This is a genomic window from Pullulanibacillus pueri, from assembly GCF_014639255.1.
GTDB classification, from domain to species: Bacteria; Bacillota; Bacilli; order Bacillales; family Sporolactobacillaceae; genus Pullulanibacillus; species Pullulanibacillus pueri.
The window spans coordinates 64,335-80,762 of the sequence record NZ_BMFV01000021.1 but is presented as its reverse complement, the minus strand read 5'-3'; the positions used below and the strand labels follow the sequence as shown (position 1 = coordinate 80,762).

The following is a 16,428-nucleotide window of genomic DNA, read 5'->3' as shown; positions in this document are numbered from 1 at the left end:
GCGATGACAAAAATTAAGATCAGAGCCGGCGCCATTAACAGGTAGGCGGCTTTCCAGTCTGAATTTCTACGCTGCACTTTCGTCCTCTTCATCTTTAACACCTCGTTTTAATAAACGATCAAACATGGACGTCTACGACTACGTCCTTCGTTTCAAATGCATTGGCCTCCAATAGTTTGAAGGCCAATGTTTTTAAAGCTTTATTTCATTGCAGCTTTCATTTCTTTTTCCATATTAGCGGCCGATTGTTCTGGTGTTTCTTGACCTGCCAACATTTTAGACACATGAATCTGAATAATACTTGAAATTTCTTGATAGTTAGGTGCGACTGGACGAGACGTTGCATTGGCAACAGCGTCGGTAAATCCTTTTTCTTTAAAGAATGGATTAGCTTTAAGCACATCTGGGTCTTGATACAAGCTCATAATGGCCGGTGCACTACCGCCTTTAATAGCTTGAATTTTTTCGCCTTCTTTACCTGTCATGAATTTAAGGAATTCCCAAGCCTCTTGTGGGTGCTTGGAGTATTTATTAATCCCCATTTGCCAACCACCAAGAGCAGAGGCAGAACCCTTATCACCGGCTGGAATTGCTGCAACGCCAACTTTACCTACGACTTTTGACTTGTCTTTATCATTAGCATCTGCCCACATATATGGCCAGTTACGTGCAAACACCGTTTGTCCTTCGACGAAGGAATTATCTGTATCTGTTTCTTCAAAGTTCGTCACATTATCTGGGGTAATGCCTGAGTCAACAGCAACCTTTTTCAATTCTTTTAGACCTTTTACTGTTTCTGGAGAGTTAACAGCTACATTACCATTACTATCGACAAACGCGCCGCCATAGCTGCCAAGGTATTCTACAGCGTTACAAACGAGACCTTCGTACTGCTTTGCTTGTAAAGCCATGCCATACTTTGTTCCATTTTTCCCTTGGAATTTCTTAGCGTCAGCAATAAGCTCATCCCATGTTTTCGGTGGTGATTTAACAAGATCAGTGCGATAGAATAAAACACCTGCATCAATGAAGATTGGTAAAGCCCACTGTTTACCATTGAACTGAGCAGCACTTAAAGCCCCTTTGTTATACTGGCTGAGATCAACATTATCTTGTTGAATAAAACGATCGAGGGGTAAAGTATAGCCTGCCTGAGCAAATTCAGCTGGCCAAACCACATCCATATTAATAACATCAATAGCTGAAGATTTAGCATTAAAAGCAGTGACATAGGCGTCATGTTGTTTACCTGTATCATTAGGCTCTTCTTGAACTTTAATATGAATATTTGGATGTTCCTTCTCAAATGCTGCAATCATCGACTTTGTTGCATCGGTTGTATCTTTACCACGAGCATAAACGAGTGTAACATCTTTATCCTTAGAATCCTTGCTTCCCCCATCACTTGATGAACTTGATGAATCATCCTTTGATGATGAACATGCCGTTAATATAAGACCAAATGCTAAGACAATAACCATTAAAAAGCTCAGTTTTTTCATATCACCATTTCCTCCTTATTTTCCATTTCTCGGTTGTAAACGATTTCAAATGAAACATATAAAAATCTTAAGTAGACTCTCTTATAACCAGATGCAATGGGAGTTCAATGACTTGTTGCCTAGGCTCTCGCTCCCCTTTTAGCAGGCTAATCATTAGTTCAATCGCCGCTTTACCCATTTTCTCTACAGGTTGATGAACGGTAGAAATACTTGGATAAACCAATTCTGCGATCGGTTGATCGTCAAATCCCAAGACAGCTAATTCCTCGGGAACTTTTGTATGATTTTTTCTCGCCTCAGCCAGGATCCCTAAAGCAACCTCATCACTGCTTGTGAACACACCATCGGGACGATTCTCCAGTGCCATCATTTCATAGTAAATGCGTCTGCCATCTTGGGTATCATAGGCGTCCTTAAAAATCCATTCCTCACGAAGTTCAAGACCACATTCCTCTAAGGCCTGCTTTTGACCTGTGAAACGTTCTCTAATATTCGTAAATTGGCTGCCAGCATAGCAGTGGGCAATTTTAGTATGACCGCGCTCAATAAGATGCTTTGTCCCAATATATCCTCCTTTATGTTGATCGAGACAAATAATCGGGGCCTCAGTATGAGGAGGATATTCATTGCAAAAGATAATTGGACCAAACGCCCTGTACTCCTTAATAACATCCCAATCATTTTCACTGGATGCCATGATCACACCACCCATCTGCCGTGTTTTTAACCAGTTAAGGTATAAAAGTTCACGACTCTTTTCGGATCGCGTTTGGCATACAATGACTTGGAATCCATTCTCAGCAGCAATTGATTCCATGGAATCAACAAGTTTGCTAAAAAACGGATTTGAAAGTCTAGGGATCAATACCCCTATCGTTTCGTTTATTCGGGTGCGCAATTGCCGGGCAATTGAATTAGGAACATAGCCAAGCTGTTCCATCGCTTGAAGTACTTTTCTTCTTTTCTCTTCAGATACATAAGGATAATTGTTAATGACCCTAGAGACCGTAGCCCGTGAATATCCCGTAAGCTTAGCAACATCTTCAATCGTTGTCATACAATCCTCCTCTGCGATGAACACCTCCCATGGTGAGTTAGGGTTTCGCAAAAACCATTAGTGAAATCGTTTTCAAAGTTATTATAATTGAAAGCGCTTTTAAAAGCAAGAACGAATTTAAATTATTTTTTATTATTTTTACAAGGATCCAAGGTATAAACAAAGGTAAATTTGACAAAAACCGTTACGCTTGCACTAAAGAAGCAGCGGACTCCAAAAAATGCGTCACACTAACAAAAGACAGCTACAATTAACAAATAACGCACGAATGGGAGCAAAAGCATCGACAGACAGCAAATCAAGTGGATTGGAGCGTAGGTGCGAGATTCGAAACACTTCAGGATAAGTGTGGTCCCCAACGCCAAAGCTCGCCCATCAATCCCCCAAAAAAGTAAAAAGCACTTTTCGGGGCCATCGACTCCCACCCACATCGTGTGGGCATGTGGAAAGCAAGCGACCTAAAGCGGAAATCCATACTAAAGCTCAGAGTCATCACCTTTTAGTCCTTAACATTACTCTACAAATTTACTTCTCCTCCATAATAGTGTAATAGAACCCAACATATAAATTAGTCCAAAAAAATAAGACCCCTAGAAATGTCTAGAAGGCTCAAAAAGAGTTTGAATAGCCTATGCACTTGTGTGTGGACTTTCAATAGGAAGTTTCGAGCGACGTCGAACCATCAGATAATACATGAATAAGCCTATACTCCCAAGCAGGGCCATCCACCCTAAGCAAAAGTAAAGCAAGTCGCCACCTTGCGTATCAATAATGGCTCCACCGAACAGCGAACCAACAATCCCTGAAAATCCAAAATATACGGAGAAAAAGAAAAGATGCCCTGTCGATTGTAAATCCTTCGGGATAAGCTTTGTCACATAGCTAAAAGAAGCCAGATAGAAGATCCCAAAACAGATGCCATGCATGACTTGTAAACCGACAATAATAAGTGGACTGCCTACTAACGAATAAATAAACCAGCGGATACTATAAAGCAAAGCCGCTGCACTAATAAAAAAGAGTTCATGGAAACGTCTGAACCACAATGTACCGAGCGCAAAAACCGTCGCTTCACTGGCTACACCGACAAACCAGGCCCATCCAATCAGACCCTCTCCTCCTCCTAATTCAGTGAGGTAAAGACTGATGAAACTATCATTAGCCCTATGGGTAATGGTCACAAACACCACTAAAAGTAAAAAAGTAAGGAAAGGGATGTTCTTTAATAGCCGCCAAATATCTCGAATCCGTATACTCGTGCCTTCACCTTTAACATCGGGAAGAAAAAAGCATACAATAAAGGCTAAGCTTCCATAAAACAAATAAGGGAATAGCATATATTGAACCCCTATCTTTCCAAGAAGCTGCCCAATCAATAAGGAAGAAGTCGCAAATCCAATCGACCCCCACATGCGTATGCTCCCAAAAGAAATATTGAGTTCCGCCGACTTTCTCTGCGATAAACTATCCCCGAGACCACTGATAGGCGAAGTAAAAAAATAAAATGCAACAGCGAATAAAATCAACGTCACAAAAGTGTTCATATTAAAAAACAAACAACTGCTGATTAATAGCCCAATTAAACAAATGAGTAAGGAACGTTTAACAGAATGATATTTATCACTTAAGTAGCCCCAAATCGGTTGAGAAATTAGAGCAGCAAAAGGACCCACTGCAAGCAACAAACCAATCTGTTCTCCATCCAATCCTTTATATTTTAAATAAATCGGCAAGAAGCTCACAATAATCGTGTTAGCGGAGTGAAAACAAAACAAAAGCATTCTCAAAGGAAGAACAGTATTATTTGTTGGCACAATCAACGCTCCCATTTTTTAGATTATGGTAAATAGGATCTGCCTCTCTCTTTAGCAAATCTCCAAAATATATAAAATCGTTTGCGATTATATAGCTAAGCCTCCTGTTAATAGATTAACAGAAGGCTCTGACTCTCTTATTACCTATTCTTTAATAAAATCTTTCATGGATTGAACCGCCACTTTACCCGGCTTTGCTGCAACAAACAGTCTTTCTCCAGCTACTTGTTTTGTGAATTCGATGGTTATTGGTTTTCCGGGAATAAGATCAAAGAAATTATCTGTAAATACACCGTCTTCCTCGGCAGAAAGCCAAACTTGTTTCGCAAGAACATCCGTTTCAATGGTAAATTGAGTACCCTGACTCCCTTCAACTTCAGTTACGGAGAGCGTTGGCGTCGGAAGATTTAAGGCCTTTAATGGAACAAAATAATGTTCTTTATTATCAAGCATTTCATCCTCGCTTTGAAGTTCTATAGAGAGAAAAGTTTCTTGAGGGGAATGATTCCCTAAGACTTGTTCTTCGGTCTTCTCCCATACCACTTGTGATGTATTGCTTGCCACCGTTATTTCTTCATGCCACTCATTGAGCGTATCTCCTTTAAAATTAAGAAGTTTAATGGAAAGTGTGCCCTTAATAGCGTCAAGCTTATCGGATACGGTATAAATTTTCACTTGATGATCACGACCATCTATAGAAACTATAACGTCCTGAAAGCTGCGTTTAGCATAATATTGTAGCGCCTTCCATCTGCCGTAGTAATCCATACTTGACCATGAAGCGACGGGCCAGCAGTCATTCATTTGCCAATATAAACTTCCCATAGTGAAAGGCATTTTACGACGGTGGGCCTCAATAGCCATTTTAATCGCTTCAGCTTGTTGAACTTGACTCATGTACAAGAAGGAGGGAAAATCCTTGGCCTCATTAAAGTATTGTTCCATGTATTCTTTAATCAGCCGGTTCCCAGCACCACTCCTTTGGTGTTGAAGCATCACTTCGGATTCGAGTGCCATATCCTCTTCTTCAGCATAGGTCCGCACTGTTTTTTCTTCAGGGAATGATTGGAAGCCATATTCACTCATGAACCTTCCGATTTTTACATTATAATTTTCAAAAGGCTCAACATTGTGCCAAACACCCCAATAATGAATATCCCCGTGTGGTGAATCATTGGTCGCATGCTGGTGAATATCCCCTGTTAAAGCTTGCATTGGTGAAGATGGCCAATAGGCTGTCCCAGGTGTATGCTTTTCAATCGCCTGAGGTAAAATTTCATGGAATACAGCCTCATAATCCTTCCATATTTTTTCTCGTAATTCAGGCTCATACTGTTCTTTCCAGCCCCAGCCCGCATTTTCGTCATAATGAGACCAAGCCGTATCCATCTCATTATTCCCACACCACAGGGCAATGGACGGATGATTTCTTAACCGTCTAATATTCTCTTCAGCTTCAATTTTAACATTTTCTAAAAAGGCCTGATCTCCAGGGTACATGCTACAAGCAAACATGAAATCCTGCCAGACAAGAATGCCATAAGCATCACAAAGCTCATAGAAAACATCGTATTCATAAATACCACCGCCCCAAACACGAAGCATGTTCATGTTAGAAGCTGCAGCACTTTGTATTTCATATCTGTAACGTTCATCATCAATGGACGTTAGAAAACTATCATTAGGGATGTGGTTAGCCCCTTTAGCAAATACCGGCACACCATTCAATTCGAAATAAAAAGAGGAGCCATCTTTATCCTTCTCAGTGACCAAACGTAATGAACGCAACCCTGTTTTTACGGTCTTCGAAGAATATTCTTGGTCTTTATCGCTTAAAGATGCTGTGAAATCATAAAGATGAGGTTCCCCTAAGCCGTTGCTCCACCAGAGCTTCGGTTGAGCTATTTCTCCATCCAGCTCAATCACATGCGTCCCCTTATCCAAAGAGACTTCCTTTTCTAAACTAAGACCTTCAGTAGAAACATTGACCTTCCCAACAAAATCAGCACTGCACTCTATTTCAATAACTGCAGTCACTTTCGCCAATGATGCATTGATCTCATTCTGCTTTATATAAAGGTCAGTAATCCGGCTATGATCCCAGCCCTCCAAATAGACATCCTTCCATATACCACTTGTTACAAATCTTGGACCCCAATCCCAGCCAAAATGATAAGGCGCCTTACGAGTAAACACACTCACCCTTTTATCCCCAATTTCTCCTATTTCGGAGACATCATTACCTGCGGGCAGATCATAACCCTGTTGTGCGAGTTTTACGAGACCTTTGTTAATGGGAGAATGAAAGTAAACTTTTAAAGTGTTCTTTTCCTTCCGCAAAAGGGACTTAACATCAGCCTTCCAAGTCCGAAACATATTATCCGCAAAAAATAATTTTTCCCCATTTAAGAAGACGTCCGCATAAGTATCCAGGCCTTCAAAGACAAGATGGACATGCTCTCTATTTAATACATCTTCAGAAACTGCAAACGTTGTTTCGTATTCCCAATCTTGCTTATCAATCCATTGTAAATCTCGTTCATTCTTTCCATAAAAGGGATCAGGAATTTTTTTATTTTCCAATAAATCAGTATGTACACAACCTGGAACCTTTGCAGGCAACCATTCTAAGGTATTGGATGCTTTAAATTGCCACTCATTTAATACATGCTGTTTCACTTCTACCACTTAATCGACTCTCCCTAAATTAAGGCGCTCTATACACGGCTTACCTCATTAATTTTCATACTCAATGTTATAAAACTTAAACAATTTCAATTTAAAAATCTACCTCAATAGGTAAACGGTATCAATTCTTTATTTTCAAGTAAATAGGGTTCATCTGTCAAGACTAAAACCTTGTCTTTTTTATTTTTTGAAGTCCCCGATTACGTACGCCGAAGAAAGCCCACTGATGACCTGCGACTTTTGCTTGGCTCAATTCCACATCATTAATAGAGATTGCGATGGAACGTGTAGATGGATTTTCGACTTAAACTACTCGCATAAAAGAAGGATATGACTAACAAAAGAGACCCCCCACTAACAAAAGAAGTGAGTCTCAACTTACAAAAGGAACTCATATCAAGGCTAAAATTAACAAAAAGCATCGACAGCAATTCAGTGGAGCGGAAGGTGCGAAATTATGCTTACCCGCAAAGACGACAAGAGGCACCTTAGTTTTCCTAAGGTACCTCTCTTCGACTATAGAACCTTATTTTCTTTTATCCTAAAGCCCTAAAAACATAGAGCTTCGACTGATAATCGCCGTGATCTCCTGAGGTTCGTGTCGGTTGTTGCTCCATATGCAAACCAAAGTGCATGAGTTCATCTCCATGATAGCTCTCTTCATGACCTTCTAATTGATACTTTTTGGTAGGGTCTAGTCCTAATAACTTAACTTTAGGAAGACGCACATTAGGCTGGGCTAGGGCCTGATAATAACCGAATATTGCTTGATCCTGATCCGCTGATACTACCATCCAACTGGTCACACCTTCACTTTCAAAAGGACTGATTAATCGATAAAACGTTCCATACTGAAATAGGCGGCGGTGCTTCTTAAAAAATTCAATTTGGTCCTGAACGAGTGCTTGTTCATCCTTTGTCATGTCATTGACATTTAGCTCATACCCAAAGGCCCCAAAATAAGCCACATTTGCTCGTGTCTCTAAACTCGTCAATCGACCTACTTGATGGTTCGGTACTGCTGAAACATGGGCCCCTATCGAACTGATCGGATAGACCATCGACGTGCCATACTGAATTTTAAGGCGCTCAATCGCATCCGTATCATCACTCGTCCAAGCCTGCGGCGCATAATACAGCATTCCTGGATCAAAACGAGCCCCTCCACTAGCACACGATTCAAAAAGAATCTCTGGGTATTTTGTCGTCAATCTCTCATATAAATCATAAACCCCTAAAATGTAACGATGAGCGACCTCTTGCTGGCGATCGGCCGTTAAATTAAAAGAGCCAATTTCAGTCATGTTTCGATTCATATCCCATTTGATATAAGAGATGGAGGCATCATCAATGATGGCACACATCTTTTCAAAGATGTAATCCACAACCTCTTTCCTCGAGAAATCGAGAACATATTGGTGTCTCCCTTGTGAGGGTGTACGATCAGGAACATGGATGATCCAGTCAGGGTGTTGCTCGTAAAGTTCACTCACCTTTGAAACCATTTCGGGCTCAAACCATAGGCCAAAGTCAAGCCCCAAAGCCTTAATCTTATTTGCCAATCCTTTAATCCCATTCGGTAACTTACGGGTGTCTACAAACCAATCTCCTAATGAAGAGCGATCATTGTCTCGCCTGCCAAACCAACCATCATCCAAGACAAACAATTCGACACCAAGGTTCTTCGACGTTCTAGCAATCTCTAATAGCTTCTCTTCATTAAAATCAAAATAAGTTGCTTCCCAGTTGTTAATAAGCACCGGTCTTTCACGATCCCGCCATTTACCACGGGCCATGCGTTCTCTATAAAACTGATGATAGATTTGACTCATTTTATTTAGTCCTTGATCAGAATAAACGCAAACGGCTTCAGGGGTTTGAAAAGATTCCCCTTGCTCCAATCGCCAACTAAAATCAAAGGGATTAATCCCTATCATAACTCTTGCCACATCAAAGGGGTCGACTTCAACTTGGGCTAAAAAGTTGCCACTATAGACAAGATTAAATCCATACACTTCGCCTTGGTTTTCAGTCGTGGCTTCTCTCTTAAGCGCAATAAATGGGTTTTGTTGGGCACTACTTGTGCCTCTTGTACTTGAAATACTTTGAATTCCGGGTTGTAATTTTCTTGTTTTAATATGCCTTTCGCGTGCCCAAGTCCCTGATAATTGTAGACATTCATAATCAGAATCTGGGAAGTCTATACTTGTGCTCAACAGCCTGTTGATGGTTAAGGCCTGCTCACCCTTATTGATGATTTGAGTGCTGCGGGTCAAGACATTATAAGTTTCATAGATTGAATAATAAAGTTCACATTCAGCTTGAATCACTTCATCATATAAGGTGACAATAAGTGTTGTTACCTCTTCTTCATTCTCAGCATAAGAAGCAGGTAATCCTTTAAGCTTGGGTTTCCCTTTAACAATTCTATGGGTCTTATATTTAAAATCTGAAATTCTACTGCCATTTTCTTGTGTGATTTGAATCGCTGGCTCCCTAAAATCAGTCGTGCCATAAGAAGGATACTCTTGTTTGATCATATCTAACGAAAATGTCGGATCGTCATCAAGGAAGGTGGAACTTGGCATCTCGCGTTGATAATAAAAATGTGGAAAGGCCTCTTGGTGTTGGATCGCTTTCCCATAGTAGAGAGACCCCAACTGTCCATTTTGTAAGACCTTAAAAATATAACTAGTCGACTCATTTTGTAGATGAAACTCTTTCGTCACTTCATTGAAATATATTGGCATATGATTCCTCCATTCAAACATTGACTCTCTATGCAAGTTTTCGCCCTAGTATAGAGAAAAATATATTTTAATTAAATTAATTAACTATTAAGTTAACGCTTTCAATTACCGCTGTCAATGGAAAGGATCTTATCATTTTTATTTCACTTAAAGAGTCGCTGTTACTGACCTTCCATATTCACCTCGATCACTTCCGACTCCTTTTTAAACTAAAATAAGCCAAGAACTCTATCTAGAAAACAAAAGCCCTTGGCCGCTGAATAGGTGGATTAGTATAATGCCGGAAACTCTGCGATCCTGAGACGCGCCGCTCCATAAGGAATGAGTTCCAATGTTTCGATCGGTGCATGAGGATAAGGGATAGGATTAAGCGGAGGATCTCCTGCTGAGTTATTTTCCATTATCCAATTTGAAATGAGACGCCCCTTCACTATGAGTTTGATTGGGGCATTGTCTAATGCAAACGGTTGACGTTCAACCTTATCTTTTGTAAACCTGGATTGGGGTTCGGCTTGTGTCAAAAGCGCATAGTGCCAAGCCTTTTTAGGGTAGATCTCCCAGTCATGGAATCGCTCTCGCTCTTGGACACGAACCCATTGTTCACCTAGAGGTAATGCATAGACAAGCGGTCCTCTTGTAACACTCACCGCCAAGTTATTGCGCTCTTCAAATTGAACTTGCATCGGCAAAGTCACTTCAATGCAGTCTCCATCATGCCACAGGCGCTTCACAATGGCAAAGCCTTGGTTCATCGTCTCAACTTGTTGGCGTTCTTCATTGATCTTTATTTCAAGTGCTTCACACCACTCTGGAACTCTTAAATACATCGGAAACTCCGTATTCTCTGATAAGGTCAGCTTTATTGAGACTTGCTCACGAAACGGATAGTCTGTTTTCACATCCAATTGTGCCTCAACTTCCTCCGCAACTGTTGTTACGACTTGACATGGAGCATAGGAAATTGCAGCTAGCCCCTTATCCTGAGTGGCCATCCATAAACTGGCGACAAATTTTGGCCAGCCTTGATGCATGTTAGACGTACAACACCCAAAGTTGGGTTCTAATCCAAAGATATTGGAATCTGGGGCATTAATCCACGGGCGGCGTGCTGCGTTACAGATAATTTGATTAACCTGTTGATCGTACTGATGCGCATCCCAATCTGGAGAGATGGTTGCAGGTAGGGCATTGAAGGCAACCTTTTCAAGAATATCTGCAAACTTTCCATCTCCTAATATGCGGACTAAATTTTCCATACTAAACATGTACTCCACTACAGCACATAATTCAACACCTTGGCTGGGATGTGTTCCCGATAACCATTCATCCCCAGAAAACATGCCATGGGCTTGACCATGGTATGTCATCAAACTTTTAATGCCTTTATAAACACTTTCCTTTTCCCAATCATTCTGAGTCTGTCGATAAAACACAGCAGGGGCTTTAATGCCCATAGCAACATTAACCACGTGAATGCGATGATCCCATTCCTTCTGTTTCCGCCAAAAAGGGAAATGATCAAAAAGGGTACTCCAGTCCATTGTTTGTTCACGCACTTGCTCAGCAAGCTCTATTAATGAGTCCTCTCCAGTTCTCTCATATAGCCACTGGATCGATAAAAGAAGGTCAGCTCCACGGGCCATTGCCCATTCTTTCAAGGGATACTTAAGTAAAGCCGCTTTTAAGTAATGACAATACTTAAGCATGAAAGGGATCACGCGTTCATCATGGGTAACTTCTTCGTACTGTGTCAACACCTTGAGCATGATGAAATCCTGCCACCAATCCTGGTCCTCTACCTCAGTATTAACAGTCTTAAGGTGACTGGGACCGAATGACCCATCTTTTTTTTGACTTTGCAATGTCCATTCTATCCACGGTTGAACTTTAGCTATTAAATGGTCATCCTCCAATAAATAAGCGAGTGGCAGCAACCCATCTAAATAATAGGGACCTCTTTCCCAACTGTCACCTTCACCTCCTAACCAACCATTATCAGGTCCAACATCCTTCCAGTGCTCATGCAGATGCCCGGTTAATCCTTCCGCCTGGATGTGCAATTGATTGAGTAACCAGCCCGCCGGCTTCACGCTTCCTAAGGGCAGAGCGCGAAACATCGTCTCACTTAATAAGGCTTTCTCCATCTTCTTTTCCTCCTTATACTTTTATCTCTTTAAAAGTGACCATCATTTATAGTAAATAAAGCGTTCACCAGCTGTCATCATATGAAACTTTTGGTGCGGATAATGCTGCAACAAGTAATCCACAAAATAAGCGGGATTGTCTCGATTATTTGGAAAGAGGTCAAAGTGAATGGGAAGAAGCATATCAATGCCTACTTCAACCGCAAAATCTGTAGCCTCTCTAAAGTTCATGTTGCCTATAATCCCACGCTTGGTTCTCGCATAATCTCCACCGTTAATGGGGAGAAAAGCGATATCCGGTTGAAAGGCTTTCGCCGCTTTAATGATGGGTTCTGTGACCAATGTATCACCACTGTGAAAGAGTTTGACCCCATTAACTTCAATAAAATAGCCGAAGTAAAAAGGATGGCCCTCAGCATCGCTGTCATATTCTGTATGTGCGACGGGAATAGGGATGACTTTAAATTCCTTCACAAAGAAAGCATCTTCATTTTTTACCCCCTTAAGCTTGTCTAGTTGAATCTTATCCGCCAGCAAAGCGCGATGGGAAGCAGGAACAACAATGGTCGCCTCTTCATTAGAAGCAGCGATGCCACAAATAGATCCCACATCAAGATGATCATCATGATAATGCGAGACTAAAATACCTGAAATTTGTGTCAGTTCACTGGGCGAAATCGGTGGAGAAAATGCTCTTTTAAATTCTGTTGTAGCATTCTTACTTTCAATCGATTCGGTAATATAAGGATCGATGACGATTGCCCCTGCATTTCTTTGTCCTTTAATGATCACCCCTGATTGTCCGAGATGCCAAATGGCTACTGTTCCATAAGGCATATCTGTAGATTCAATTTCTTTAGCTAAAGCGACTCCATTTTTCATTCATAACCCCTCGCCTTTTTTTATGATTAGAAAGAAGCACTCTTCAAAAGAAGAGCACTTCCAACTTTTTTATTTATTGACTTCACGTACTTTTTTTAGATCAACTTTCGGCTTCCGGTCCTCCGTTAATAGGCCATTAATTTCCTGCTGAACATCTGTGATTTGCGTATAGCAATACCCTGAAACATAATCAAGGTCTTTAATTGCCTGAGTGATCTCATGATAACGTTTAAAGAACTCTTCTTCAGTTGTGACTTGATGCCCATAGCCCCAACCACGGCCTTCGTCAAATGCAATCCCACCATACTCACTTATAATAATGGGTTGGCCTTTATACTCATAGCCTTTGGCAAAAGCGTACTTATCCTTGTTATGAGGAACGCTATTTGTAACTATTTTTTCTTTATCCTCGTAACGCTTATAAAGGGCAGAACCTAACTCTTCATAATCGTGTAAGGTGAGGATATCGGAAATGGTATGCTCCCAGCCATCATTAACAATAACTGGCCGCATGTCATCAATAGCTTTCGTTAAATAATAAATAGATTCAGTGAATCTCTGCTGCTTTTTCTGATTAAAGATTTGCTTCACACCCCAAGATTCATTGAATGGTGTCCAAGTGATGATCGAGGGATGATTATAATTCTGACGAACAATTTCCATCCATTCGGTTGTAAAATTATCGATAGCTTCATCAGAGAATTCATAGGTTGCCGCCACTTCTGACCAAACCAGCAACCCTTTTTTGTCACACCAGTAAAGATAACAAGGATCTTCAATTTTTTGGTGTTTACGAGCACCGTTAAAGCCCATTTCTAGTGTTCTATCAATATCTTCAATAAGTGCTTCTTCAGAAGGAGGCGTAAGATGGGTATCAGGCCAATAACCTTGGTCAAGGATCAATTTTTGGTAGATCGGTGAATTATTTAATAACACTTTACCGTTTTCTATAGATACTTTACGCATCCCAAAGTAAGAATAGACCTGATCCAGTTCCTTCTCACCCTCATAAAGTGTGAATGTGACGTCATAGAGATTAGGGTGATGAGGATGCCAGAGCTTCAGCTTCCATTCTTCAACATCACTCGTCATCTTGATTTTTATTTCAGAAGAGGATGAGTCAACATTTTGAATAAATGATTTGACGGGTTGCCCTTTAAACTGGATATCTGTCTTTAGGGTTAACCCTCGATTCGCGTCCACTCCCTCAATGAGATATTCGATAGCAACCGATGAGGTGTCGACATCCGGTGTGATTTTTACAGACTCAAGATGGGCGCGATTCACAAATTCTAACCAAACTGTTTGCCAAATTCCTGTGGTTTGAACATACCAGCAGCCAAAGTTCTCGGCAATCCAACGCTGCTTCCCGCGTGGTTGAGCACAGCTATCGGAATCCTCTACCTTAACTACAAGCTCATGTTGCTCAGTTTCTTGGAGAACATCACTCACATCAAAACTAAATCGCGTATAGCCGCCTTGATGTTGACCAACAAAAACACCATCAACCCAGACCTTCGTAATATAGTCCGAAGCATTAAAATGCAAAATCGTCCGTTGGTCTTGAACATGATCTGGAACTTCAAAAGAGCGACGATACCAAATATAAGGATGGAATTTTTCTTCTCCAATCCCACTTGCTTTTGTTTCATAAGTAAAGGGAACCTGTATTTTCTTATCGAAGGAGTGTTTAGCAAACCAGTTCTCCTTTTCGCCTTGATTGTCATCGTCAAAAGCAAAATCCCATTCTCCGTTGAGATTTATCCATTCCCCTCTTGTAAATTGTGGCGTTGGATGTGTTTCTTCGTTTAGTGTAGACATCTTCATCGTAACCTCTCCTTTAATTTTTCTTATGATTATCCTTTAATTCCCGAAAAGCTAATGCCTTTGACAATTTGTTTTTCAAAGAAGAAAAAGGCGATAATTAAGGGAATAGAAGATACAGCATTTACTGTCATCGGTAAGATATAGTCCTGTGAATAATTTGAATTAAATACAGGAATACCTACAGGCAATGTATATAAGTGATCTGAGAAAGTGATCATATATGGCCAAAGAAAGTTATTCCAAGAGCCAATAAAAGTGAATATAGCTATAGAGGCCAGTGCAGGCTTTGCTAGTGGAAGGACTATAGAGTAATAGATTCTGAATAAAGAACACCCATCCATTCTTGCACTTTCAATAACCTCCTTGGGGACGCTATCAAAAAAACTTTTTAGAACAATGACACCTAAAGGAGACGCAATCCCCGGGACAATCAACCCGATATACGAATCCAAAATGTGCATACTTTGGGCAATTTGATACAACGGTATAAGGGTTGCCTCCCCAGGAACCATAAGCCCAATTAAGAAAAAGATAAAAATAAACTTTTTATATTGAAAATTGATTTTAGAAATAGCAAATGCCGCTAGCGAGGTCACAATAAGAGTAATAATTGTAGTTACTATACCTACAAATAAACTATTTAGCAACCACCTTAAAACTTGGAAATCTGCAATAATGTGAACATAGTTTGTAAATGTATAAGGAGGTAAAAACCATTTTAAAGGATTACTAATCCCCAGCCCTTGAGGCTTAAGAGAAACAAAAAGCATCCATATAATAGGGAAAATAAAAATGATGGCTATGATAAAAGGAAGTAAATTCCCCATTACCGCTCTCGATTTTCTCATTAGCTTTCCCCTCCTTGACTTGTTTGTCCTTTTAATTGCAAAATAGATAAAATCAGTAAGATAACAAATAGACCGTAGGACATTGTCGCCGCATAGCCAAGATTATATTTATGAAAACCTGTTTGATAAATATATTGAATAATGGGTCTGGTCGATGTCCCAGGGCCACCATTAGTAATCAACATGATTTGTGCAAAAATTTTATAGGAAGCAAGCACTTGTAACAAAAGAATAATTCGTCCCACAGGAATTAATTGTGGAAGCGTAATGTTCCAAAATAACTGCCAACGCGTCGCCCCATCAATCTTCGCAGCTTCATACATATAATCAGGAATATCTTGTAATGCCGCGAGAAACAGGATCATATTAAAGCCAACCGTCCACCATAAAGTCACTCCAACAATAGACACCCAAGCTAAGTGAGGACCAGCCATCCAAAAGGGTTCAGCATGAATCCCTATGAGATGAAGAAAAGAATTTATAAATCCTGAATAGGGTTGTAACATAAAAATAGCAAGATACGAGATCACTGAGACAGAGAGTATAGTCGGTAAAAAGTAAGCCCCTCGATAAAAGGCTTGTAATTTTGATTTCTTATTGGCTAATAAAGCCAGAACTAATGCAAGAATGACCATTGTGGGTGTCGAAAATAGAACAAACAAAGTCGTATGCCATAGCGATGCCCAAAAATCGGGATCATGAAGCATTTGAGCATAGTTTTCTAGGCCGATAAATCTAATCTTTTTAATAATGGACCAATCATAAAAACTCATTTGTAGCCCTTTTATAATCGGCCAAATGGTAAAGAGAACATAGACCACAAAAAAAGGAAGTAAAAAAGGGATGGCCTTGATATTCCCTGAAATCCTTTTGTTTCTCATCCTTCACCTCTCCTCACATCAAAAAATTCTAAGTC

Annotated in this window: 10 protein-coding genes; all 10 read right to left on the bottom strand. The window is 40.4% G+C overall.

Going from position 1 to position 16,428, the window contains the following annotated elements:
* Window positions 1–200 precede the first annotated feature (200 nt).
* The 10 genes from IEV91_RS13540 to IEV91_RS13495 all read right to left on the bottom strand — a co-directional run bounded on the left by IEV91_RS13540 (window position 201) and on the right by IEV91_RS13495 (window position 16,393).
* Window positions 201–1,502 (bottom strand): ABC transporter substrate-binding protein, encoded by a 1,302-nt coding sequence (locus IEV91_RS13540; protein WP_188497952.1) that lies wholly within the window; start codon window positions 1,500–1,502, stop codon window positions 201–203.
* 67 nt (window positions 1,503–1,569) lie between these two features.
* Window positions 1,570–2,559 carry a LacI family DNA-binding transcriptional regulator gene (locus IEV91_RS13535; RefSeq protein WP_188497951.1) on the bottom strand — a complete coding sequence of 330 codons (990 nt, stop codon included), beginning with the start codon at window positions 2,557–2,559 and terminating at the stop codon, window positions 1,570–1,572.
* A gap of 629 nt (window positions 2,560–3,188) precedes the next feature.
* Window positions 3,189–4,373, bottom strand: a complete 1,185-nt coding sequence (locus tag IEV91_RS13530) for an MFS transporter (protein WP_229745601.1) — start codon at window positions 4,371–4,373, stop codon at window positions 3,189–3,191.
* A 144-nt stretch (window positions 4,374–4,517) separates the two neighbouring features.
* Window positions 4,518–7,061, bottom strand: coding sequence for a beta-mannosidase (locus tag IEV91_RS13525; RefSeq protein WP_229745600.1), 2,544 nt, complete (start codon window positions 7,059–7,061; stop codon window positions 4,518–4,520).
* 536 nt (window positions 7,062–7,597) lie between these two features.
* On the bottom strand, window positions 7,598–9,811 hold the full coding sequence (locus tag IEV91_RS13520; RefSeq protein WP_188497949.1) for an alpha-galactosidase: 2,214 nt from the start codon (window positions 9,809–9,811) through the stop codon (window positions 7,598–7,600).
* Between the two features lie 269 nt (window positions 9,812–10,080).
* Entirely contained in the window at window positions 10,081–11,955 is a 1,875-nt protein-coding gene (locus IEV91_RS13515; protein WP_188497948.1) for a beta-L-arabinofuranosidase domain-containing protein, read from the bottom strand.
* 42 nt (window positions 11,956–11,997) lie between these two features.
* Window positions 11,998–12,837, bottom strand: coding sequence for an MBL fold metallo-hydrolase (locus IEV91_RS13510; RefSeq protein WP_188497947.1), 840 nt, complete (start codon window positions 12,835–12,837; stop codon window positions 11,998–12,000).
* A 69-nt stretch (window positions 12,838–12,906) separates the two neighbouring features.
* A complete protein-coding gene (locus IEV91_RS13505) occupies window positions 12,907–14,664 on the bottom strand; it encodes a glycoside hydrolase family 2 protein (protein ID WP_229745599.1) in 1,758 nt (585 codons plus the stop codon).
* Window positions 14,665–14,693: 29 nt separating this feature from the next.
* On the bottom strand, window positions 14,694–15,512 hold the full coding sequence (locus IEV91_RS13500; protein WP_188497946.1) for a carbohydrate ABC transporter permease: 819 nt from the start codon (window positions 15,510–15,512) through the stop codon (window positions 14,694–14,696).
* A complete protein-coding gene (locus IEV91_RS13495; protein ID WP_188497945.1) occupies window positions 15,512–16,393 on the bottom strand; it encodes a carbohydrate ABC transporter permease in 882 nt (293 codons plus the stop codon). The genes IEV91_RS13500 and IEV91_RS13495 overlap by 1 nt, the downstream gene beginning before the upstream one ends.
* Between the last annotated feature and the right edge of the window lie 35 nt (window positions 16,394–16,428).